The organism is Capnocytophaga stomatis, from assembly GCF_002302635.1.
Taxonomy (GTDB): domain Bacteria; phylum Bacteroidota; class Bacteroidia; order Flavobacteriales; family Flavobacteriaceae; genus Capnocytophaga; species Capnocytophaga stomatis.
This window is the reverse complement of sequence record NZ_CP022387.1, coordinates 1,322,222-1,346,182: the sequence shown is the minus strand read 5'-3', so window position 1 is coordinate 1,346,182 and position 23,961 is coordinate 1,322,222. Positions and strand designations below refer to the sequence as shown.

At 35.7% G+C, this 23,961-nt stretch carries 22 protein-coding genes; 12 read left to right on the top strand and 10 right to left on the bottom strand.

Annotation, left to right across the window (positions count from 1 at the left end; all coding sequences use genetic code 11):
* Positions 1–29: 29 nt before the first annotated feature.
* The 4 genes from mutS (at position 30) to CGC58_RS06070 (ending at position 5,550) form a co-directional block, all read left to right on the top strand.
* On the top strand, positions 30–2,594 hold the full coding sequence (gene mutS, locus CGC58_RS06085) for a DNA mismatch repair protein MutS (RefSeq protein WP_198540770.1): 2,565 nt from the start codon (positions 30–32) through the stop codon (positions 2,592–2,594).
* Between the two features lie 84 nt (positions 2,595–2,678).
* Positions 2,679–3,221 carry a hypothetical protein gene (locus CGC58_RS06080; RefSeq protein ID WP_232748871.1) on the top strand — a complete coding sequence of 181 codons (543 nt, stop codon included), beginning with the start codon at positions 2,679–2,681 and terminating at the stop codon, positions 3,219–3,221.
* A gap of 15 nt (positions 3,222–3,236) precedes the next feature.
* Positions 3,237–4,175 carry a beta-1,6-N-acetylglucosaminyltransferase gene (locus CGC58_RS06075; protein WP_095895830.1) on the top strand — a complete coding sequence of 313 codons (939 nt, stop codon included), beginning with the start codon at positions 3,237–3,239 and terminating at the stop codon, positions 4,173–4,175.
* On the top strand, positions 4,159–5,550 hold the full coding sequence (locus tag CGC58_RS06070; protein WP_157909215.1) for an O-antigen ligase family protein: 1,392 nt from the start codon (positions 4,159–4,161) through the stop codon (positions 5,548–5,550). Before CGC58_RS06075 ends, CGC58_RS06070 begins: the two co-directional genes overlap by 17 nt.
* Here CGC58_RS06070 and CGC58_RS06065 read toward each other — a convergent pair.
* The 3 genes from CGC58_RS06065 to CGC58_RS06055 are packed head-to-tail and all read right to left on the bottom strand — an operon-like array spanning position 5,547 to position 8,074.
* Positions 5,547–6,515: a glycosyltransferase family 2 protein gene (locus tag CGC58_RS06065; protein ID WP_095895828.1), complete on the bottom strand. Its 969-nt coding sequence runs from the start codon at positions 6,513–6,515 to the stop codon at positions 5,547–5,549. The genes CGC58_RS06070 and CGC58_RS06065 overlap by 4 nt on opposite strands.
* 3 nt (positions 6,516–6,518) lie before the next feature.
* On the bottom strand, positions 6,519–7,319 hold the full coding sequence (locus CGC58_RS06060) for a glycosyltransferase family 2 protein (RefSeq protein WP_095895826.1): 801 nt from the start codon (positions 7,317–7,319) through the stop codon (positions 6,519–6,521).
* On the bottom strand, positions 7,316–8,074 hold the full coding sequence (locus tag CGC58_RS06055) for a glycosyltransferase family 2 protein (RefSeq protein WP_095895824.1): 759 nt from the start codon (positions 8,072–8,074) through the stop codon (positions 7,316–7,318). Before CGC58_RS06055 ends, CGC58_RS06060 begins: the two co-directional genes overlap by 4 nt.
* 320 nt (positions 8,075–8,394) lie before the next feature.
* On the opposite strand from CGC58_RS06055, the gene CGC58_RS06050 reads away from it, so the two are divergent.
* The 5 genes from CGC58_RS06050 to CGC58_RS06030 all read left to right on the top strand — a co-directional run bounded on the left by CGC58_RS06050 (position 8,395) and on the right by CGC58_RS06030 (position 12,515).
* Positions 8,395–9,897 carry an MFS transporter gene (locus tag CGC58_RS06050; protein WP_095895822.1) on the top strand — a complete coding sequence of 501 codons (1,503 nt, stop codon included), beginning with the start codon at positions 8,395–8,397 and terminating at the stop codon, positions 9,895–9,897.
* 193 nt (positions 9,898–10,090) lie between these two features.
* Positions 10,091–10,723: a beta-phosphoglucomutase gene (gene pgmB / locus CGC58_RS06045; protein ID WP_095895820.1), complete on the top strand. Its 633-nt coding sequence runs from the start codon at positions 10,091–10,093 to the stop codon at positions 10,721–10,723.
* 25 nt (positions 10,724–10,748) lie between these two features.
* Positions 10,749–11,243 (top strand): imm68 putative immunity domain-containing protein, encoded by a 495-nt coding sequence (locus CGC58_RS06040; RefSeq protein WP_095897135.1) that lies wholly within the window; start codon positions 10,749–10,751, stop codon positions 11,241–11,243.
* A 220-nt stretch (positions 11,244–11,463) separates the two neighbouring features.
* The gene (locus CGC58_RS06035; RefSeq protein WP_095895818.1) at positions 11,464–11,961 is read left to right on the top strand and encodes a GNAT family N-acetyltransferase; all 498 of its coding nucleotides are present in this window, start codon (positions 11,464–11,466) and stop codon (positions 11,959–11,961) included.
* 23 nt (positions 11,962–11,984) lie between these two features.
* Positions 11,985–12,515: an HXXEE domain-containing protein gene (locus CGC58_RS06030; RefSeq protein WP_095895816.1), complete on the top strand. Its 531-nt coding sequence runs from the start codon at positions 11,985–11,987 to the stop codon at positions 12,513–12,515.
* A gap of 97 nt (positions 12,516–12,612) precedes the next feature.
* On the opposite strand, the gene CGC58_RS12815 is transcribed toward CGC58_RS06030, so the two are convergent.
* Positions 12,613–12,789 carry a hypothetical protein gene (locus CGC58_RS12815; RefSeq protein WP_198540765.1) on the bottom strand — a complete coding sequence of 59 codons (177 nt, stop codon included), beginning with the start codon at positions 12,787–12,789 and terminating at the stop codon, positions 12,613–12,615.
* Between the two features lie 162 nt (positions 12,790–12,951).
* Between CGC58_RS12815 and CGC58_RS06025 the strand changes: the two genes are divergently transcribed.
* Complete coding sequence (locus CGC58_RS06025; protein ID WP_095895815.1) at positions 12,952–15,258, top strand: glycoside hydrolase family 65 protein; 2,307 nt, start codon at positions 12,952–12,954, stop codon at positions 15,256–15,258.
* 75 nt (positions 15,259–15,333) lie between these two features.
* On the opposite strand, the gene CGC58_RS06020 is transcribed toward CGC58_RS06025, so the two are convergent.
* Positions 15,334–16,026: a zinc metallopeptidase gene (locus tag CGC58_RS06020; RefSeq protein ID WP_095895814.1), complete on the bottom strand. Its 693-nt coding sequence runs from the start codon at positions 16,024–16,026 to the stop codon at positions 15,334–15,336.
* 150 nt (positions 16,027–16,176) lie between these two features.
* On the bottom strand, positions 16,177–16,971 hold the full coding sequence (locus tag CGC58_RS06015; RefSeq protein WP_095895812.1) for an IS5 family transposase: 795 nt from the start codon (positions 16,969–16,971) through the stop codon (positions 16,177–16,179).
* Positions 16,972–17,092: 121 nt separating this feature from the next.
* On the opposite strand from CGC58_RS06015, the gene CGC58_RS06010 reads away from it, so the two are divergent.
* Together CGC58_RS06010 and CGC58_RS06005 are read left to right on the top strand one after the other, a co-directional pair.
* Positions 17,093–18,223 (top strand): hypothetical protein, encoded by a 1,131-nt coding sequence (locus CGC58_RS06010; RefSeq protein WP_095895810.1) that lies wholly within the window; start codon positions 17,093–17,095, stop codon positions 18,221–18,223.
* 14 nt (positions 18,224–18,237) lie between these two features.
* Positions 18,238–19,389: a hypothetical protein gene (locus CGC58_RS06005; protein ID WP_095895808.1), complete on the top strand. Its 1,152-nt coding sequence runs from the start codon at positions 18,238–18,240 to the stop codon at positions 19,387–19,389.
* A gap of 74 nt (positions 19,390–19,463) precedes the next feature.
* On the opposite strand, the gene CGC58_RS06000 is transcribed toward CGC58_RS06005, so the two are convergent.
* From CGC58_RS06000 to CGC58_RS05985, 4 genes are read right to left on the bottom strand one after another with little or no spacing between them, the layout of a single operon-like run.
* Complete coding sequence (locus CGC58_RS06000; RefSeq protein WP_095895806.1) at positions 19,464–20,243, bottom strand: TerC family protein; 780 nt, start codon at positions 20,241–20,243, stop codon at positions 19,464–19,466.
* A 33-nt stretch (positions 20,244–20,276) separates the two neighbouring features.
* The gene (locus CGC58_RS05995) at positions 20,277–20,891 is read right to left on the bottom strand and encodes a thymidine kinase (protein WP_095895804.1); all 615 of its coding nucleotides are present in this window, start codon (positions 20,889–20,891) and stop codon (positions 20,277–20,279) included.
* Positions 20,892–20,941: 50 nt separating this feature from the next.
* Positions 20,942–21,976, bottom strand: coding sequence for a DUF3078 domain-containing protein (locus CGC58_RS05990; RefSeq protein WP_095895802.1), 1,035 nt, complete (start codon positions 21,974–21,976; stop codon positions 20,942–20,944).
* Positions 21,977–21,997: 21 nt separating this feature from the next.
* Positions 21,998–23,770: a 1-deoxy-D-xylulose-5-phosphate synthase gene (locus tag CGC58_RS05985; protein ID WP_095895801.1), complete on the bottom strand. Its 1,773-nt coding sequence runs from the start codon at positions 23,768–23,770 to the stop codon at positions 21,998–22,000.
* Positions 23,771–23,961: the final 191 nt, after the last annotated feature.

The window sequence follows — 23,961 nt, the reverse complement described above, 5'->3', positions numbered from 1 at the left end:
CAAAAAATACAGTAAAAGAAACCCCCTTAATGAAGCAATACAATCAGATTAAAGCAAAATATCCGGATGCTTTACTGCTTTTCAGGGTGGGAGATTTTTACGAAACTTTCGGTGAAGATGCCGTAAAGGCTGCCCAAGTGCTTGATATTGTGCTTACCAACCGAAATAACGGCAGCGAACGTACGGAACTTGCCGGATTTCCGCATCATTCCATCAATAATTACTTACCGAAGTTAGTCAAAGCGGGCTATCGTGTTGCGATTTGCGACCAATTGGAAGACCCCAAAACCGTAAAAGGCATCGTAAAACGAGGTGTTACTGAATTAGTTACCCCTGGAGTGGCTTTAAATGACGACATTCTTCATTCTAAATCAAACAATTTTTTGGCTTCCGTGTGGTTTGGTAAACACACTAACGGAATCAGTTTTTTGGATATTTCTACGGGCGAATTTTTAGTCGCTCAAGGCGATAAAACTAACATTGATAAGTTGTTACAAAACTTCAAGCCGAGCGAAGTTTTAGTAGCTAAAAAGCAAAAAAAAGAATTTACAGAAAGTTTTGGGGAAGATTTCCATCTTTTCTATTTGGAAGATTGGGTGTACAAGGAAGATTACGCTCGTCAGACACTCACTCAGCATTTTCAAACCAATTCCCTGAAAGGATTTGGGGTTGAGGAACTTACTGAAGCTTTACTTGCGGCAGGTTCTGTACTTTACTATCTATCTGAAACACAGCACAACAAGTTGCGACACATCACTTCCATTCAGCGTATTGTGGAAGATGCTTACGTATGGCTTGACAAATTCACCATTCGTAATTTGGAGCTTTATACGGGAACTTCAAGCCAGTCGGTAACGCTTTTGGATGTTATTGATAAGACGATTTCCGCAATGGGAAGCCGAACTTTAAAACGTTGGTTGGCACTTCCGCTGAAGGATATTACCAAGATAAATCAGCGTCACGAAGTGGTTTCGCATTTTATTGGTCATATCGATATACTTCAAAAAATTAAGGAACACATTTCAAAAATAAGTGATATTGAGCGACTTATTTCAAAAGTGGCGACAGGAAAAATTAGTCCTCGGGAAGTTGTTCAGCTTAAAAATTCGTTAGAGATTATTCCTCCGATAAAGGAAATATGTTTGAAATCCGATAATCCTGATTTGAAAATTTTGGGTGATAAATTGCATTTGTGTCAGCAACTTTGTGAGCGTATCAGGCTTACTATCAATGAGGAAGCTCCTGTGAACATTCTCAAAGGCGATGTGGTGGCACAAGGATTTTCTCCCGAATTGGACGAACTTCGTGGGCTTTCCGTTTCAGGAAAAGGCTACTTGGATGAAATGCTCAAACGTGAGACCGAAAAAACAGGGATTTCTTCCTTAAAAATTGATTATAATAACGTTCACGGATATTACATTGAGGTACGTAACACTCACAAAGACAAGGTTCCGCAGGATTGGATTCGCAAACAAACCTTAGTTAATGCCGAGCGTTACATTACTGAAGAGTTAAAAACTTACGAAGCTAAAATTTTAGGAGCAGAAGAGAAAATTTCGCAATTGGAACAAGCTATTTTTGCCGAGTTGATTGCTTGGATAGGGAGTTATATTCCTCAAGTTCAGCAAAATGCAATGCTTATTGGTCAGTTAGATTGCCTTTGCGGATTTGCCTCACTTGCCCTTGAAAATAATTACAATCGCCCTGAAATGGATGAATCGTTTGTTTTGGACATCAAAAACGGAAGGCATCCTGTGATTGAAAAACAATTGCCGGTGGGCGTTCCGTACATTGCTAACGACGTGTATCTTGACCGTGATTCACAGCAAATTATAATGATTACGGGACCTAATATGTCGGGTAAATCGGCGATTTTACGTCAGACGGCACTCATCGTTTTGTTGGCTCAAATCGGGAGTTTTGTTCCGGCAGATTCGGCACGTATCGGCATTGTGGATAAGATTTTTACTCGCGTGGGAGCCAGCGATAATATTTCAATGGGCGAATCGACCTTTATGGTAGAAATGAACGAAGCTGCATTGATTTTGAATAACATATCGGAGCGAAGTTTGGTGCTTTTGGACGAAATCGGGCGAGGGACAAGCACTTACGACGGAATTTCAATCGCTTGGGCAATAGCCGAATATCTGCACGAACATCCGTCGAAGGCAAAAACCTTATTTGCAACGCATTATCACGAACTCAACGAAATGACCGAGAGTTTCGAGCGAATTAAAAATTTCAATGTTTCGGTAAAAGAAACGAAAGATAACGTATTGTTTATCCGAAAGTTAGTTCCGGGTGGTTCGGCACATAGTTTTGGAATCCACGTAGCGAAAATGGCAGGAATGCCTCAGTTTGTTATCCAAAAAGCCAATAAAATGCTTAAAAAATTGGAGAGTTCACACGCTTCGGAAAATACTTCACAAACGTTGAAATCTGCTCAAAAAGAGATGCAACTTAGCTTTTTCAATATGGACGACCCGCTTCTAGAAGAAATTAAATCGGAAATTTTGCAGCTGGATATCAATACTTTAACTCCGGTTGAGGCACTGATGAAGCTTAATGAGCTCAAACGGATGATAGGACAATAGTTGAAAGATTAAAAGTGTTTTGTGAAATATGTAAGTTATGTCATATCATTTTTATTTCACCCAATATGGTTTCCCATATATGGAATGATACTTTTTTTGTTGGTAGCCCCTGTGTTTTTGCCTATTGAGGAAATGAAAAACGCTTGGAAAATGTTAGTTATTGTTTCGGTGGCTGTTCCTACTTTGTTGTATCTCATCTTGCATATGATAAATTGGATAGATTCTCCTTTTGAAGTTCCGATTGAAAAGAGAAAATGGATTCTTTACGCTTATATCTCTCTTCTGATAGTTATTGCATTGAAAATTATTACGATAGATAAATTTCCGATATTGTATTTATATATAATGAACTTGGCAATAGGCTGCTTTGTGATTGTTTTTATGCAATTTTTAAAGTTATTTGGAAGTTTATCGGTAATGCTGGTGGGCGGAATTACGGGTTTTACTGTTTTTTTGAGTGTTTTTTATAATATTGATTTGCTGTATGTTATATCTATTTTGATTTTTGTAGGTGGCTTGGTGGCTTCTTCCAGAATGTACCTAACTCAACAAACTCTTTTGGCTTCTTTCCTGAGCTGGGCTGCCGGTTTTTTGCCACAAGTGATATTGCTTTATCTGGTTCAGTAATGAAAAACTTTGTTTATGCAGAAAAATTATATCATTTTAGCTCATAGAAATCCAAAACAACTTGCTCGTATGATAGATAAACTTGATGATGGGCAGGCTTACTTTTACATACATTTGGATTTAAGAGTGAAAATTGATGATTTTCAGAAAGATATCAATAAACCTAACGTTTTTTTTATTTCGAAGAGAGAGAAGTGTTTTTGGGGGGACTTTTCTATCGTAAAAGCAACGTTAAACTTGATGGAAGCCGTCAAGAATGATAACCGAAAGGGATTTGTTATATTGATGAGCGGACAAGATTATCCTATTAAAAATCAGGTAGAAATTAATAAATTCCTAAGTGTTAATAAAGACTATAATTTTATAGAAATTATACCGATAGAGAAGAAATGGAAAAAGAAAGTGGTAAAGGATAAGATTTTTCACTACCATATTTTGCATTCTTCTAAGCGTAGTGATAGTAACTCGTATGCACCTTTTTTTCATACAAATATAAAGCAAAAAATCCGTATTTTAACTCACTTTCTGAAGGGAAGATTGTCTTTTACGAATTTGAAGAAACTGTTTCAATTACCAGAAAGGAAGCCTATTTTTCCCAAACAATACGCAGGTTCGCAGTGGTGTGCTTTTAATGAGCAAACATTTCAGAAAATGGTTTTCTATCTGCGAGAAAATAAGGAAAACTTAGAGGATTATTATAAGTTTACTTCTTCTCCCGATGAGATTTTTTTTCATTCTGTACTGATGCATTTGCAGGAATCGGATGTGGGAATTAAGATAAAACCTTCAGTTACATATGTAAATTGGGATAGAAAAGGTTGTCAGCTTCCTGTTTTATTTCAATCTACAGATTTACAGGAACTTATTCAACAAGAACAAAAATTATTTGCTCGAAAATTTGATGTAGAAATAGATTCGGAAATTTTTAATTTATTAGATGAAACCAATGGATAAATTTAATCAAGCAATTGAAAAGTCAATAATTCTCAAAAATTGGGTCATATTGGCGGCTGTTCTTCCAATTATAGGAACTTTTTTAATTATATCCTTTGTAGATTTTCCTTGGGATAATGAATTTTATAGGAATTTGTTCATCAATAGTAGCTTCACTTACGGATTGTTTTGTGTGACAGCTTGGATTATTATCAAACATCGTTATCTTTTTCAAAAGGGACGGTGGCTTCGTAATATAGCTATTGTTGTGGCGGCTTGTGTTGTTTTACTTTGGACTTATAAACATAAAATTACTTTCAGATTCGATATCTTGTTACTGTTCATCGCTGGATTATATTCTCTTGTCTATAGGAAATGGAAAAAACCTGATACCGTTATCCTTACTTTTTTTGCTTTTGTAATAATGAAATATTTAGGGATACTTTGGAGCGACAATATAGCATACACTTTAGATATGGTAAAAGAGGAAATGTTGATTTTCTCATTTCTTGTTCCGATTATTTGTCTTGGGTTTCGCGTTAATATAAAAGAGCAATACGCTTTTATAAACATTTGTTTTAAGTTGTTTTTATTCCTTTTGGCTTGTAATTTCATGTTTTACCTAATTTATGTTGATTTTTCTCACAATCAACTATTCAATTTTTTCACTTTTAACAAGGCATACATGAATTTCCTTGAGGTTCTAAGTTGGTCATATTTTAAACATCCGAGTTTTATTTCTTGGATTTTTCTTGTTGTTGGTGGTTTGGGTGCTCTTGTACGAAGGGAAAAACCTAATTTAATTTCTGTTTACGAGATAATATTATATGCTGTTTTACTTTTGTTCTTTGTGTTTATAGTTCAATCAAGAATAGGTATTTTAGGATATTTCATAGCGATTGCTTTGCTTGTATGGTTTCATTTCAGTGATAGGATTTCACCTTTAAAAAAATATATTTTAATGACTTTAGCTGTCATTTTTGCAATAGCGGCAATTGCTTTTTTGACTACAAAGACAAGCTACTTTTCAGATCCGATACGGAACAATACTTTTAATATTGTTTATAATCAGATAATTAATCAAAGTCTACTTTTTGGAGAAGGAACTGCAACACAACGTTTCATAATGAAAGATACAGGGATTTTCCATGTTCACAATGATTTTATTTCTGTTTTTATTGATTTAGGGATTATTGGGCTTGCTTTGTTTGTGTTTTGGATAATAAGTGTTTTAAAAATAAAAGACCGAATTATACAGTATACAATGCTGATATTTCTACTAATTATGAATACTGATGTGTTGTTTTGTTTTTATTTAGGAACTTATATAACTGTTCCTTTCCTATTTTTCATATTTTTTGCGGACGTTAAAACTGTTAGTGCAAAAGATAACTAAGTTTTTTTGTAGGAAATATACAGATTATACAAGCTAGGGACGTTCAAAAATAAAAAAAACTTCCATTTAATAGAGAAAGGTATGTATTCTTTTTCAGAAAGATAAAATCTCTTGATTTCCTTTTGAAGATTTCTAATCATAGAATGATCACTTGCTGTTTTTTTGTGGATAGATATGTTTTTTGCACAAGAGAGTGTTTGTCTCGCTGTTTTTTTAATAAAATATTTCCACCGAGGAAGCTCATTTTTTCTTGTTTTGGCATAGTCATACATCTCCATTAAGGCGGTAAAAAATTCATAGTACATTTGGGTACTTACATTGTTACTTAAGCTATTCGGATAAAATATGTAATAATATAGTACCTCATTAAAAACAACTACTCTACTTGATTTTGAGATGATTCGAAAAATGGTCACATAATCCTCATAAGCCTTTCTATCCGTGGGAAAAGAAACATCACATATTATTTCCTTCTTAAAGAGTTTTCCCCAAGGGTGACTTTGTAATTCCTTATCCTCAAAAATTAAAGAAAGTGCCTCTATTTGCGAGTATATTTTTGTTTGACCATCTGTTTTTATGGGAGCTATTTCGTTATTAAAAACCTTTTGAAAACGACAAATACTTATATCTGCGCTATGTTTCGCTATATTTTCATATAATTTTTCGCAATAATGAGGTGAAACATAATCGTCCCCATCTACAAAACAAATATAATCACCTTTTGATTGTTTTATACCAAAGTTTCTACTAAAGGAGACTCCCTTGTTTTCTTGATGAAAAATATAAATTTTTTTTTCGTTGGCATAATCGGAAAGAATCTGAGAGGTATTGTCTGTACTTCCATCATTGATTATTAAAATTTCAATGTTTTCATAGGTTTGGCAAAGTAGCGAATCAATGCATCTTTTGATGTGCTTTCCTACATTATAAATGGGTACTATAATCGAAATTAATGGACTACTCATACTTTAATTGATTTTCAAAATACCGTTTTTTACTCTGAATGAGTTGCTTAATAAAGCTTTTTGAAGTATTTCTTCATTTGTTTTTAGATTATCCTTTGAGCTAGTTTTGTGATAAAGATGATATTGGATGGCAGCAAATTTGATTTTTTTTCTGTAAACACCTTTTTTTATAAGCCTCGTAACTATTTCTGAGTCTTCACGCCCCCAGCCAACAAAGTTTTCATCATATCCATTTACTGCAATTAAATCTTCACGCCAGAATGCCATATTACAGCCTCTTACACGAACTATTAGGCGTTCTATAGGCTTATTTTTAGGATGACTGAATAGATTATTAAACAAGGGAAAGTAAATGCCGTTGAATTTATTGGAATTTTCTCTGTTTATGAAGCTGAAAAGTAACGACTTGTTTTCAATTATTTTCTCAGTTGTTTTCGCTCCCAGCATAACACGAGAACCCGTTACAAAGCAATTTTTGCAGGCATACTTTTTGTGGTCTTCAATGAATTTAGGATGTAAAATCACATCGCCATCAATTTGAATAATATACTCATATTGAGCTTTTTCTATAGCCTTATTGCGAATAGCTGAAAGCCTAAAGCCGTTGTCCTCGTGCCATATGTGGTGTAAAGGTACAGGAAATAGTTTTTTATATTCATTGATTAATGATTTTGTTTTGTTTCCGGAGCCATCATCTGCAACAATAACTTCATCAGGCAGAATGTTTTGTCTTAAAACACTTTTAAGAACCAGCTCCAGTGCCTCTTCCCAATTGTAAGTAGTTATTATAAGGCTTACTTTCATTTTGTTACTTTATTTTGCTCTTGATATTCGTATACTTTTGCTAATATTACCAATTTTGATTGTGCCTTAAGACAGGCAAATATGAATCCTTTTTTTCCGTCCAGAAATCCTTTTTTGATGAAGTAATATTTTATAAACCAAAAAAATGGAGAAAAAATAAGACCGAAAGTCGTGATTTTTTTATTCTTTTTCCGCTCAATTTCAGCGTCACTGTAAGTGTCTGTTTTTCTTAAAATTGTACTGACGGAATCATTTGCCAAATGGTCAGAAGCCAAATCAGTTCTTCCTCTCGGGATTTTTATTACATCGCCTTTTACCTTTACGGTGGAATGAATTTCATTAGGCCAATAAGCACCTTCTTTTCTGAAAAATCGCAATTTGAAGTCAGGATATGCTGACCGCATCCATTTGTTTATAAAGAAATTTTTAAACGGAATATAAACTCCTCCCAAGTTTGGAGTTTTGATAATGTCGTACAGATATTCTTTTAATTTTGGAGGAACAGTCTCATCAGCGTCAATTACTAAAACCCATTCATTTTCAGCTTGATGAATAGCAAAATTCCGAGCTGGTTCCACATACGTAAAACGCTCGTGATAAATGATTTTACAATTGTATTTCCCTGCAATTTCGATGGTTCTGTCCGTGCTGTACATATCACAAATCACAATTTCATCAAAATCCTTTACAGTTTCCAGAACTGTTTGCAGATGTTTTTCAGCATTATATGTATTGATGACTACGGATATTTTCATTCATTTTTTAATTTACGAATTATTTGATTGTTCTGATTTTAAACAAAGAAGTAAAGAATATTCCCGTATCGCAAAGATATGTTTTTTTGTTGAATAAACGGATTCTTTTGCAAAAGAAAGAGAGTGACAGAAGTAATATAATTTTGTTTTTCTTGAAAAAATTCATACATTTGTCGCAACAATTCACATACTTCTCAAAAATAGTAATCTGCCCATTTGATATTTAAAGTAGGGGAGGTTGCTTCCTATTGAAAAATACGTAATAAATTGCTTTGTTGGCAGTATGCCAATTGGGGTAGTCATATGTAAATGTAATTGAGATGGAAAAACGAAAATTAAGTTTTTGGGAAATATGGAATATGAGTTTTGGTTTTTTGGGTATCCAATTTGGGTTTGCCTTGCAGAATGCCAATACCTCACGGATATTTGAAACATTGGGAGCCAGTGTGGAAAGCATTCCTATCTTGTGGATTGCCGCTCCCGTTACGGGACTGATTATTCAGCCCATTATCGGGTACATCAGCGACCGAACTTGGACACGTCTTGGGCGTCGCCGACCGTACTTTTTAATCGGTGCGATTTTATCTTCTATCGCACTGTGTATTATGCCTAATTCGCCTTCACTCTGGATTGCCGCCGGAACGCTTTGGATGATGGATGCCTCTATCAATATTTCAATGGAGCCTTTTCGAGCTTTTGTTGGCGACAATCTCCCTGACAGCCAAAGAACTACAGGATTTGCAATGCAAAGTTTTTTCATCGGAGTGGGAGCGGTTGTAGGTTCGGCTTTACCGTATATTTACACGAATTACTTCGGAATCAGCAATACGGCTCCTGAAGGGGTTATTCCCGATTCGGTGAAATGGTCGTTCTACGCTGGTGCGATTGTGTTTTTAGTGGCGGTTTGCTGGACGGTTTTCTCCAGTAAAGAATATTCTCCAGAAGAATTGAAATCCTTTGAAAGTGAGAAAAATGAAGAAAAATACACCGAAACGGTTACTTCTGCCGAAAAATCCAACCGATTAACCACCGCAGGAACTATCGCTTTGACAGTTGGGTTGCTTTTGACTTTTGCTCTCTTTCAAATAGAATTAGAAAAAGAATTATTCATACTTTCTTTCGGATTGATAGGTCTGGGAGCTTCCTTCTTGCTGACGGCTTTAGCACATCGTAAAGGATTTTCCGAAAACGGTTTCGTAACCATCACTACCGATATGCTTTATATGCCCAAAACGATGAAACAACTGGCTTGGGTGCAATTTTTCTCGTGGTTTGCTCTCTTTTCAATGTGGATTTACACCACGGCAGCCGTAACGGGGCATATCTACGGAGTTCCCGAAAAGGACACTACATCAGAGCTTTACAATCAGGGAGCGGACTGGGTTTCGGTACTTTTTGCAGTTTATAACGGTGTGGCAGCATTGGTAGCGTTTTTGCTTCCGGTGATGGCAAGGGCAACAAGCCGAAAGGTAACACATCTTATTTGTTTGGTTTTCGGAGGGTTAGGATTGATTTCCATTTATTTCATTTCCGACCCTAATATGCTCATTCTCTCAATGATAGGTGTGGGGATTGCTTGGGCAAGTATTCTTTCGATGCCATACGCGATTCTTTCGGGGGCGTTGCCGTCCAACAAAATGGGATACTATATGGGAGTGTTTAACTTCTTTATTGTACTTCCGCAGATTGTTGCCGCTACGATTTTAGGTTCGGTGGTGAGTAAATTCTTTGATAACCAGCCTATTTATGCTTTGATTATCGGAGGATGTGCAATGATTTTGGCAGGATTTTTAACTCTTCGGGTGAAAGATTCCATAAAGTAGGCAATAGGAATTAGGGGTTAGTGGTTAGGAATCAGTAGTTAGAGATTAAATATTTATCCTTTACACTTATAACTTACAACTTGTAACTTGTAACTTGGTTCTTTATCCTTTACACTTTATCCTTTATCCTTGCAACTTTACACTTGCAACTTGGTTTTTTTATACTTAAAACTTTTAACTTTATACTTAACAAATGAAAGGATATATATTTGATTTAGATGGCGTGATTGTGGATACGGCAAAGTTTCATTTCTTGGCTTGGAAAAAAATTGGGGAAGAATTTGGTTTTCAGCTTACTCACGAGCTTAACGAGCAGCTTAAGGGTGTGAGCCGTGTTGATTCGCTTCAAAAAATATTGAATTGGGCTAGCGTTTCGGTTTCGTCCGAAAAGTTCGATGAGCTTGCCACTCGCAAAAATGCCGATTATCTCACGTATGTGGAAAAGATGAACGAAAACGATATATTACCTGGGGTTAAAGCATTCTTGGAGAAGGCAAAGCAAGAAAATATAAAGATTGCTCTTGGTTCGGCAAGTAAAAATGCCCGTCCGATTTTGCAAAAGCTCGGGATAATTTCGTATTTTGATGCCATTGTGGACGGAAATGATGTTACCAAAGCCAAACCCGACCCCGAAGTTTTCGTAACGGCAGCCAAAAAATTAGGGCTTTCCAACTCGGATTGTGTGGTTTTTGAAGATGCTGAAGCAGGTATTGAAGCGGCTAAACGAGCCGGAATGAAAACCATTGGGATTGGCTCGTCTGAAGTTCTAACGGAAGCTGATGAAGTTTTTTCTGGTTTTGACGAAATATTACGTATGGAAAAATAGAAAGTCCTATTTAAAACTTATAAATATGTATATTACAGGTAAATACTGGAATAACTATATTGGTGATACAGATGATAGTTTGACATTGGTGGATTATCTTCTAGACAAGCAAAAGGAAGAAATTACCTTGAGTGAAATCTTCTCTGATACAGGTTTAGAAAGCTTGGCTTGGGATTTTCGTCAAACAGACACTTTGCTTATCTATACGGATAAACAAGGAATTGAATGTGAGTTTTATTATGCAATTGATTTAATTACTGATTTAGCTGCATTACTTTTGGAATGCAAAAAGAATGGTAGCGTTAATTTGAGCGAACTTTCGGAAGGAAATTTTGATGCTACTTCATTGAATATTAAAATTATATCAACTCAAGAGGAAAATAAACAAATGAATAAAGCTTTGAAAGATTTTGTGGCAGAACCTTTATCATACGATTTGAGTGAAATGTGCCCAGAAGAAGTGATGTTGGAAATAGCAGAAATTTGTGAAGAGTTAAGAAAAGAGCTTTTTGAAGAGTAAATTATCGATAAAAAAAATCCTGTCGATTTAAGTTTTCAATCTGATGATATAACTAACTTGAAATAATTTGTGGTTACAATTCTCCCTTTCAAGGGGGTAGGGGGATGTGATTTTCAGTGCAACATCCTCCGTCCTTCGGATACTTCCTTCAAAGGAGAATTTTAAAGCTCGATAATTTAAATTGAGTTAGTTATATAAAGCAATAAACTATATCTGACCGATGAAAAATGTTGTAAATATACGTCCGATGAATCCGAGTGAGTATCCGCTTTTGGAAGATTTTCTGTATGAAGCTATCTTTCTGCCGGAAGGAGTGGCTCCACCGTCACGGGATATTATTCTTTTGCCTGAATTACAGCTCTATATTGCGGATTTCGGAACTCAAAAAGTTGATATTGCTTTTGTTGCAGAGGTTGAAAAGAAAATTGTTGGTGCGGCGTGGTCGCGTATTGTTAATGATTATGGGCATATTGACGACCAAACACCTTCACTTTCAATTTCGCTTTATTCAGAATATCGAAATCAAGGCATTGGCACAAAATTATTCCAAAAACTGCTTGACCAACTTGCTGAGGAGGGCTACGAAAAAGCTTCATTATCTGTGCAGAAAGCCAATTATGCAGCAAAAATGTATTTGAAAATGGGTTTTTACGTCGCCAAGGAAAATGAGGAAGATTATGTGATGGTGATTGATTTGAATTCGGCAAACACACATTAACAATTGAACGAAATTTGAATAAAATGTCAGAATTACAATTACTTATGGTGTTGCTTCCTGCTGTATTTATGGTGCACGATTTTGAGGAAGTTGTAATGTTCGAGACGTGGCTTTCCAAAAATCGAGATGAATTAAGGCAACGTTTCCCGAGGCTGGAAAAATTCCTGACTCGCAATAATTTTTTTGCATATTCCACAGTCGATTTTGCGGTAGCGGTAGCCCACGAATTTGTGTTGCTTTCAGTTGTTTGTTATTTGTCGGTTTGGTTTGGGAATTACGGTTGGTGGTTTGCCGGATTTATGGCGTTTTTCATTCATTTATGGGTACACATCGTACAATGGTTGGTGTATGGGAAGTATGTCCCGGTGATAATTACCTCCCTACTGTCGCTTCCGTATTGTTTTTACACATTTTGGAAGTTTGTTGAATCAGATATTCTGTCTTTTGAAGAGATGTTTTGGTGGACAGTCGTAGGAATTGTGGTAATGATTATAAGTTTTCCGTTAGCATTCTTTTGGGCATCGAAATTTCATAAGTTTCGTAAAAGAATATAAACTTGACGTAGTGTATTATGCTTAAAAATGAATAAATTTTTAAAGGTTATTACTTAAATACATATTTTATACTTAAGTGTTGATTTTGAGTTTATTGTTATAATTTCACTGGCATTGGAGATGGAGCGTTAAGAAAATCAATGAATGGAGCGTAGAAAATATCCATTGTTTGAGCGTTAGCGAGTTTGGAGATTTTCTGCGAAATGATTTGATTTTTAGCGAAATATCCACAGCCTTGAATTTTTGGTACTTTTGTTTCAAGACAAAAGTACAAATATGAAAATAAATGATGAACTCAATAAATTTTTATATGAATATGTAATTTCTATTTAGAAATTGACAGAAAATAATTCGGGGAAGCGAATTTCTATTTGGAAAACAGCAAAAATGAATATATTTGAAAGGATTTAGATAAAAAGATAAAAAAAAAGAAGATATGAATCAAAATTATATTATTCCTGATGCTTGGTGCATTATTGAGGAAGGATTTGAGAAAGACCGCGTAATGCAGTCCGAGAGTTTGTTCAGTTTGGGCAACGGTGCGATGGGGCAACGAACCACGTTCGAGGAAAAATATTCAGGAAAAACGTTCCAAGGAAGCTATATCGGTGGTGTGTATTATCCTGACAAAACCAAAGTGGGCTGGTGGAAAAACGGCTATCCGGAGTATTTCGCAAAAGTGTTGAACGCTCCGAGTTGGGTGGGTATCAACGTTACGGCAAACGGCGAGGCATTGGATTTGAACACGGCTTCGGTGCGTGATTTCAAACGTGTACTGAATATGAAGGAAGGCGTTTACCTTCGTTCGTTCGTGGCTACCTTGCCTAACGGATTGGAACTGAAAGTGGAGGCAACTCGTTTTCTGTCAATGCAATACGATGAGGTCGGAGTAATCCGCTATGAAGTTACTCCACTAAATACCGATGCTGAAATTAACTTTGAGTCGTATCTGGATTCTTCCATCGAAAATCACGACACGAACTGGGAGGAAAAATTTTGGAATACCCTTGAAGTACAGCACGTAAACAATAAAGGTTTCATCGTGGCGGAAACTAAAAAAACGGCTTTCCGTGTGTGTACTTTTATGGAAAATCAGTTGGAAGTTGGCGGACAAAAAATAGCTTTGAAAGAAGCAAAACAGGAAGAAACCTACGTCGGTTTAGTGTATAATGCAAAGGTAGGAAAAGGGCAAACTGCTCGATTTGAGAAATTTGCAGGATATGTAACTTCTTTCAATCATCCGAAAGAAAAATTGATTGAAGAAACTGAATATTTGCTGCTAAAAATAAGTGCCTTAGGCTTCGATGAATTACTGAAAGACCAAAAAGAAGATTGGGCAGAAATCTGGAAAATGGCAGACATTACCATCGAGGGCGATGTGAAAGCACAGCAAGCGATTCGTTTCAATATCTTCCAATTGAATCAAACGTATTCGGGCAAAGACCCACGTTTAAATATTGGTCCTAAAGGATTTACGGGCGAAAAATACGGAGGAAGCACTTACTGGGATACAGAGGCTTATTGCTTACCTTTCTATATGGCGACCAAAAATGCCGAAGTGGCTCGCAATCTGCTAAAATATCGTTATGACCAACTCGGGAAAGCCATTGAAAATGCGGAAAAATTGGGCTTTAAAAATGGTGCAGCTCTCTACCCGATGGTAACGATGAACGGTGAGGAATGCCACAACGAGTGGGAAATCACTTTTGAAGAAATCCACCGAAACGGAGCCATTGCCTTCGCTATTTACAATTATGTGCGTTACACGGGCGATTTTTCGTACGTACCTGAAATGGGCTTGGAAGTGCTTATCGGAATTGCCCGATTCTGGCATCAGCGAGCTACGTATTCTGCTGAAAAAGAAAAATTTGTAATTCTGGGAGTTACTGGTCCTAACGAATACGAAAACAATATCAATAATAATTTTTACACGAATTACATTGCGGCTTGGTGTATCAAATACGCCAAAGAATGTTTGGATAAAGTAGCGGAACAAGATGCAAAACGCTATGCTGAAATCCTTGAAAAAACGAAACTTTCTGCTGAGGAAGTTTCCAAATGGATGGGAGTTGCCGAAAATATGTACTATCCTTACAGCCAAAAATACAATGTGTACTTGCAACAAGACGGATTTTTAGATAAAGAATTGATAACCGTTGCCGAGTTGGATAAAAAGGAACGTCCTATCAATCAGCATTGGTCGTGGGACAGAATTTTGCGTTCGCCTTACATCAAACAAGCCGATACGCTACAAGGATTCTATTTCTTTGAAGACCAATTTACTAAGGAAGAATTGCAACGCCATTTTGATTTTTACGAGCCGTTCACGGTACACGAATCGTCTCTTTCGCCTTGCGTTCACAGCATTTTAGCGGCTTCACTTGGCAGAATGGAGCAGGCGTACACTTTCTATTTGAGAACTTCTCGTCTTGATTTGGACGACTACAACAAAGAAGTTCACGAAGGGCTTCACATTACCTCAATGGCAGGTACTTGGATGAGCATCGTGGAAGGTTTTGGTGGTTTGCGTATGCGAGACGGAAAGCTACATTTCACACCGCAAATCCCTGACCAATGGGAAGGCTACTCGTTTAAAGTGAATTTCCGAGGACAGATTTTGCAAGTTTCTGTTACTAAAAAACAAGTAAAACTTTCACTGGAAGGAACATCTTTATCAGTGAATATCAACGGAAAAGATGTAACTGTTGAAAACGGAAAAGAAGTTATTGTGAATTTACAATAATAAAAATAGAAAAGGCTACTTGAATAAAGTAGCCTTTTTATTTTACAAAAATTGTATTCTGATTTTTCGTTTTTATTAATCTCTTGAAGAGGTTAAAATTCTGAATGCCCAGTATAATAATGTAGCAAGTGAACCTAATGCGGCTACGAGATAAGTTCTTGCAGCCCATTTTAAAGAGTCCTCAGCACCTGCGTATTCTTGTTGTGAAACCATATTTTTGTTTTTAAGCCACGCCAAAGCTCTGTTACTGGCGTCATATTCAACAGGTAATGTAATGAAACTGAATAAGGTAGCCAATGCTGACATAATAAGTCCGGCGAGTGCCACATAAATCCCGAATTTAGAAGCTGCCATTAGCATCAATCCTCCCATAATTACCCAAGTAGAAAGATTGGAAGAAATACTAACAATAGGCACCAGCTTGGAACGCATTGTAAGCCATTGATAAGCCTGAGCGTGTTGCACTGCGTGTCCGCACTCGTGAGCAGCAACAGCTGCTGCGGCTGCATTACGCTGATTATAAACAGCTTCGCTTAAATTTACGGTTTTGTTCATTGGGTTGTAGTGGTCGGTAAGCATACCGGGAGTGGAAACTACTTTTACATCGTAAATGCCGTGATCGTGTAACATTTTTTCGGCAATTTCAGCCCCTGACATACCGTTACGCAAATGCACTTCTGAATAGTGTTGAAATTTTCGTTTTAGTTGCCAGCTTACTGCCATACTAATCAGCCCGAAAAGACCGAGAACAAGATAATATCCCATCATAATAATTTGTGTTTTTTAGGTTACTCCGTTTTGTGTAGCAAAATCTTTGCCAAATTTGGTGCAAATATATTGTTTTTTATAAGAAACAGACTTTTTTACAGATTTATTTTATGAAATTTTGCCAACAATGATTTTTGACTATAAACTTGTTTAAACTTTTCGAATAAATGTTAGTATAATCCCTAGATACAACATAGCCATCCAAGTTGTGTTTAGGGTTTCATATCTTATAATCAATCCTTTAAAACCATCAAGCCACGCAAAACTTCTCTCTATTTTAAACCGATTTTTATATAATTCTTCGTCAAAATAAATATTTTCATTTTGTCCATTTCTGGGATTTTGTTTGATATTAGGTATTATTTCTTTTTCCTGTAAAAAACTTTTTAAGTCTCGGCTATCAAAACCTGCATCTGCATTGACAAACAAGCCTTTATGCTCTATTTTCGCTTCCTCCAAAAGATTCAAAATCTCTTTTAAAATAAAGTCTATATTATTCAAATCGTGATGATTACCGGATTTTGGACTACCCATTGCTAAAATTTGCCCCAAATTATCACACAGAAAGATAGAATTCGTGGTCTTTGACTTTTTTCTTAACTGATAACCAACAGATTGTCCTCCCATTCGACATCGAGTATGACTACCATCAAGTTGGACGCTTGATAAATCTAATTTTCTCCGATTCTCAAGCAACAAATTAAGCCAAATTCGCTTAAAACTACCATCTTTACTCCATTTATTGAAATAATAATAGACTGTTTGATAGCTTATTTTTTGGTCTTTAAAATACACTTCTACCGGAAGTTCCCTCCACTGGCAACCTGTTTTTAATCGTTTGACTATCAGAAGAAAAATTAATGATAAATCAAATTTTGTTTTAAATCCTCTTTTTCCAATACTCAAATGGGAAATAATCCATTTTTTTATTATATCTTTGCTCAAAGTTCCTTGATTTTCATTTTGTTATGCAAAACAAAAATGCTAAAAATTCTTGGAACTTTTAATTTTCCTCTTAAAAAGTTTAGACAGGTTTTATATTTGCTGACAGTATAAAACATAATGTATGAGAAAGAATATTTTTATTTTTCTGTTACCATTTCTTTGTTTTGCACAAAAGCAGTACAATTATGAGAATATCAAACTTAATTCTCCTTATCTTTTTTATGAGGATAAACGTGAGGAACAAGAAATTATTTTATCACTCATAGATACTTATTTTTCCAAAAATCTTTCCCATCAAGACAAAATAACCTTTTGGAAAAAACCTGAGAATTTGTTTGCATTAAAAAATGATGACTTATATTGGATAGAAAATGAGGCTGATAACGGAAATTACATACCTACAATTTTGTCAATGCTTTATATTGATGAAAAATATCAAATTCGAATAGCTTGGTTGGGAAATACTCCTGAAGATGACAAAATATTGGCTACTTACAATTTTTTGGTAAATAAAGATTATCAGTTCGAAAATATGTTTGATAATCATTTTGATACATTTACAAAAAGAAAAATTAAAAATCTGACATTTTATTACAAAAACTCGAAACTTTTCCGTAAAGAAGATGTGAAAAAAGCTTTGAAATTTAACAAGCAAATGGCGGAGTTTTTTGATCTACCCGAAATTGATTTTTCGTGTTTTATTTTTGATAATTATTTCGAGCAAAAACACTTGAGAGGTTTTGATTTTGATACAGATATGAGGGTAGGAAGTGAAAAAGGAGGTATGGCCTTTCCTTATTTAAAAGTTATTTTCTCGGGCAATGGCACGGCTTATTATCCACACGAAATAGTACACTTGTACACTCGCCAAAAGGCAAAACACAAAAATTCATATCTTGATGAAGGGATAGCTGTCTATTTTGGTGGTTCAGGGGGACTCTATTTCCCTCAAATTATGCGAGAACTATATTCATTTTTGCAACAAACAGATATTGATATTTATCAAATTATTGAAGCAAATGACAATCTATTTGTTAAAACGGATATAGACTTCCATTATGCTTTTGCTGCTTTGTTATGTCATACCATTTTGGAACATTATAGCAAAGAAAAACTTTTCGAACTACTTGGCTCAGGTAATGATAGGGAAGAATTTCTTTGCAAGATTGAAGAAACTTTTAATATACAACCTTCTGAATTTCATAATTTCTTTTTGAAAGAATTGGAGAAATATGTAAAAAGCAAACCATAAAAAACTCTGTAACGATGTTAAAATATTTGAAAATCTTTTTATTAATCCTTTTCCCTGTCTTTTGTTTTGCACAAAAGCAGTACAATTATGAGAATATCAAACTTAATTCTCCTTATCTTTTTTATGAGGATAAACGTGAGGAACAAGAAATTATTTTATCACTCATAGATGCTTATTTTTCCAAAAATCTTTCTTATCAAGATAAAACAACCTTTTGGAAATACAATGGAGAGGAAATAGACGTTAGAGGAGGAGATTTATATTTTATAGAAGAAAAGGCAAAGATGGGAAGTTACACACCCACCATTTTGTCAATGTTATATATTGATGAAAAATATCAAATCCGAGTGGCTTGGATGGGAAATACTCCAGATGATGACAAAATACTGACAACGTATAACTTTTTAGTAAATAAAGATTATCAGTTCGAAAATATATTTGAAAATCAAATAAATACATTTACAAAAAGAAAAATCAGAAATCTAACATTTTATTACAAAAACCCTAAACTTTTCCGTAAAGAAGATGTAAAAAAAGCCTTGAAATTTAACAAGGAAATGGCTGATTTTTTTGAGCTACCCGAAATTGATTTTTCGTATTTTATTTTTGATAATTATTTGGAGCAAAAAATTTTGAGAGGTTTTGATTTTGACACGGATATGAGAATAGGTGAAGCTTATGGAGGCTTAGTTTCCACAGAGCAAAAAGAAATTTTCTCAGGAAATGGCACAGCCTACTATCCACACGAAATGGTACATTTATATACGGCTGAAAAAGTCGAAAACAAAAACCATCTAATAGATGAGGGTATTGCTACCTATTTCGGAGGTACACGAGGGCTAAACTTTTCTGAACTGATGCAAATCTTTTATTCATTTTTAGAAAAAGAAAATGTTGATATCTACACGATGCTTAATAAAGGAGAATTTACTGTCATCAATACAAAAGCTGATTCGTATTACGCTTTCTCGGCTTTATTATGCCACACCATTTTGGAATATTACGGCAAAGAAAAACTTTTCGAGTTACTTGGCTCAGGTAACGATAGGGAAGAATTTCTGTGTAAGATTGAAGAAACGTTTAACATACAACCTTCTGAATTTCATTCGTTCTTTCTAAAAGAGTTGGAAAAATATATCCAACATAACAAATTAGCAAATAGGTAAATATCTGCTGAATAATAAAAAAAGGTTCAGAAACTTAAAACTTCTGAACCTTTTTATTTATATGAAAAACTGCTTTAATTTGATTTTCTACGCATTCGCATATTGAGGAATTCAACTCCTAACGAGAAGGCAATTGCGAAATATAAATATCCTTTCGGAACGGCTCCAACTGCTTGTTCCGCAAGTACCGCACCTGATAAGTGCATACTTTCTGTAATAAGCATAAAACCAATCAAAATCAAAAAGGCAAGTGCCAAAATCTGGATAGAAGGGTTGCGATTCACAAAACTTCCGACAGGGTTTGCAAACAAAATCATAATGCCCACCGAAACAACCACAGCAATAATCATAATGTACAAAGCTCCTTCAAGTCCGTTGGTCATACCCACAGCGGTTAGGATACTATCCACTGAGAAAATTAAGTCAATTACCAGAATTTGAGCGATGATATTGCTAAAGGAAGCACCTCTGGATTTTTCGGCTTCTTTTGAGTCGGTAACGTGGTCAATATGATTCACTTTTGAGTGAATTTCCTTCGTAGATTTGTACAATAGGAAAATCCCCCCGACCAGCAGAATAAGTGCCTGACCGTTAAAATCGGCTTTGAACCAGCCCCAATCAAAACTTATCCAAGGTTCTTTAAGTTGAACCAACAATGAAATACTGAAAAGCAATGCAATACGCATAAACATCGCCAAGAAAAGCCCCAAACGAGTAGCTTTTTTACGTTTTTCTTCAGGAAGTCGTCCTGTTACAATTGAGATAAAAATAACGTTGTCTATCCCAAGAACTATCTCTAAAAAAGTTAGAGTAAGTAATGCTACGATGGCATCGGCTGTAAATAAAAATTCCATATAGATATAAATAATTTTAAATATAAAATAGACTTAAGATTCTGATTTTTTGTGAGTAGCTTCCTGATTTCGGTTTTTCATTGCCTTGAAGAAAACCGCTCTGCTCAGAGGTTCGTAAGTATCCTGTTCTCCAAGCATATACAAGTTTTCATTTTCAGATTTTCTAAAACTAAAGTTTGCTAAATTCCCCGTGCGTGTGCAAACGGCGTGTACTTTGGTTACATATTCAGCAGTTGCCATTAATGCAGGCATCGGACCGAAAGGCTTTCCTTTGTAATCCATATCCAGTCCGGCAACAATTACACGCATTCCTCTGTTTGCTAGGTCATTACAAACATTTACAATTTCATCATCGAAAAATTGAGCTTCATCAATGCCGATAACATCGCAACCATCTGCCAACAATAAAATATTAGTTGCCGCAGGAACTGGAGTTGAGTGAATTTCGGTGGCATTGTGAGAAACTACTTTGTCTTCATCATAACGTGTGTCAAAAGCAGGTTTGAAAATTTCTACTTTTTGTTTTGCGAATTGTGCACGTCGCAGCCTTCGGATGAGTTCTTCCGTTTTTCCGGAAAACATCGAGCCGCAAATGACTTCAATCCAGCCAAATTTTTCTGTATGATTTGTAGTATTTTCTAAAAACATTTTAAGTTGAATGATTTAACAATTAAATTTCAAGAATATGATTCTCGAATTTAAAAAGTGTACGAAAGCCCGATTCCTAAAATTTGTTTTAACTGAGTTCTTGCACCGTACTTGTGTGTTTTTCCGCTAGCATCCTTATACGAATAGAATTTTACGTCGTCATCGTATTTTATATGCAACCCAATTCGAGCTTGAACATAGCTATTAACCTTGAAGTTCAGGTTCGCTTCCCAATCCAAATCAATATTACCGAAATCTTTCAAGTAATCGCCATAGAAATTGAAAACATTTTCCAAACGGATATTGTCAGCGATTTTTTCATTCCATCTTCCTGAAACAGAGAAACCAAGCTCAGTATTTGATTTTTTTCCGGATTTGATTTTTCTTCCATCAGGTGCGTATATGGCTCCTTCAACACCGAAAACGCCTTGGTCTGCCAAATCTTTATCCAAAACCAACGTTGTTTTCATCGTCAAAGGCGACAGAAACAAATTAAACTTGTTTTTGTTGTTAGGAGCATACTCAATCCCCAATCCTAAGTAAACGTACGCAGGAGCTAAAAATTTGGAAATTGCTTTTTCCGTATTAGGATAAGAATAACCATTACTAAATTGAGTAAGGAATTGAAAACGAGCAGTGTAATACCAGAAAGATTGAGCATTTCCTCGGTAACCCAAAGCAGAAATCAATGACAATTTGTCGTCCGTTTTGCGAGGTTCTCTTCCTTTTTGAGCATTCACGCCGTAATTTATTTCCAATTCATTGTCCCAGAAATAAGTTCGCTCGGAATACCGACGACGAAATTTCGCGTTAAGTAATGCCGAAATAGAATTTTCGCCCCCGGCACTCCAGTTGGAAAAAGCTACTTCGCTCAAATTCAGGTTTACTTGGTTGAATTTGAACCATTTTTCTTGAGCTTTGTTAAAACGGGTGAACACAAGTTTCAAGGCTTCTTCGTTTTCTTGCACCTTGATGGTATCTACTTTCGCAGGAAGTTCCACACCCTTTGCACGACGAATCTGTGCAGAGATTGTGGCAACACTCGAAGTAATAGTAATAAGTAATAACAATGTGATTTTTTTCATTTATGTATTGATTTTTAAGGTTCAAATATTTTTATTGTTGTTTTTTACTTTTAGCATTTCACTTACAGATTTATCATCCAAAGCAACCATTTTTTGTAACTCATCAACACTTCCGTGCGAAATGAATTTATCAGGTATTCCTATGATTTTTAATGGTTTGTTGTAATTATTTTTTGATGCGAACTCGGCAACGGCACTTCCTAAACCACCTTTTTCCGAACCTTCTTCAACGGTAAAAATAATTTTATAAGTCACAAAAATAGTATGTAAAAGTGATTCGTCCAAGGGTTTTAAGAAACGTATGTCAAAATGAGCATAATCTTCAGGATTTTTTAACAAATTGATTGCCTTTGTCACATTTTCCGCAATTGTGCCGATGCTCAACACCGCATATTTTGAGCCTTCTTTGAGTTGTTCTGCTGTTCCGATTTCAATTTTTTGAAAAGACTGTTGCCAATCTGTTTCATTGCATCTTCCTCTTGGATAGCGAATTACAAAAGGAAAATTTATGCCAAGTTGTGCCGTGTAAAGCAAATTCCGAAGCTCGGAAGCATTTCGTGGTGAAGCAATTACCAAATTAGGAATGGGACGCAAGAAAGCCATATCAAACACACCGTGATGCGTGGCACCATCTTCTCCCACAAGTCCTGCACGGTCAATGCAAATAATAACAGGAATATTTTGCAAAGCCACATCGTGAATAACTTGGTCATAAGCACGTTGCAGAAATGTAGAATATACCACACAAAACGGAATGAAGCCTTCCAGAGCCAATCCTGCAGAAAATGTAACTGCGTGTTGCTCAGCAATTCCCACATCAAAAACACGCTCAGGAAAAGTCCGTTGCATAAAAGTGAGTGAACTGCCACTGGGCATTGCGGGCGTGATGGCTACAATTTTATTATTTTGTTGAGCTAATTCGTTTAATGTCAGTCCGAAAACATCTTGATATTTGGCTGGGAGAGAACTATCTTCCGAAAATTGCTCGCCCGTGATTTTGTCAAATTTTCTGGGTGCGTGATATGTAATTTGTTCTTTTTCAGCTTTTTCAAGTCCTTTTCCTTTGGTGGTAATTACGTGTAGTAATTTTACGCCCGGTTCATTTTTGAGCAATTCAAACGAATTGATGAGTTCAGTGAGATTATGTCCGTCAATTACTCCTTTGTATTTGATATTCAGGTTGTTGAAAAACGTTTCGTTTTTGCCTTTTTCAGATTTCATTTTGGCAAAATAATTTTTCAGAGCTCCTACCGACGGGTCAATCCCCATTGCGTTGTCATTCAGTATGATAAGAATGTTGGTTGGAGTTGTTCCTGCGTGGTTCATCGCTTCAAACGCCATTCCGCTCACTATGGAAGCATCGCCAATAACTGCGATGTGATTTCGGTGAGAATTTCCTTGTAAAGTGGAAGCCATTGCCATTCCTAAAATTGCTGATATTGAGGTAGATGAATGTCCTGTTCCAAATGTATCGTACGGACTTTCGTCTATTTTTGGGAACCCACTAATTCCTCCCAACTCCCGATTGGTGTGGAATTGTTCTTTTCTGTTTGTCAATATTTTATGAGCATATGTCTGATGCCCTACATCCCAAATAAGTTTATCGTCAGGCGTGTTGAAAACATAATGCAAAGCAATGGTAAGTTCCACCACTCCCAAACTTGCTCCTAAATGTCCTCCTTTGCCCGAAACTACGTCAATGATGAATTCACGCACCTCCCTTGCCAAAAAAGGAAGTTCTTCTTTCGGCATTTTACGTAAGTCATCGGGTGAATTTATGTTCGATAAAAGCATAGGGCAAAGGTATGTAAAATTTGAAAACTGAGGATAAATATTTTTTAATCATTTTATTGATGTTAAAATTTTTAAGAAATGTGAATTTAACAAAAAACAAATGTAAATTTGCATCTGTTATTTTAATTTTCTCTTCAATGTCAAGAGAGTATCTTGTTAATCAATTATCTGAAAATATAATTAAAATTTTG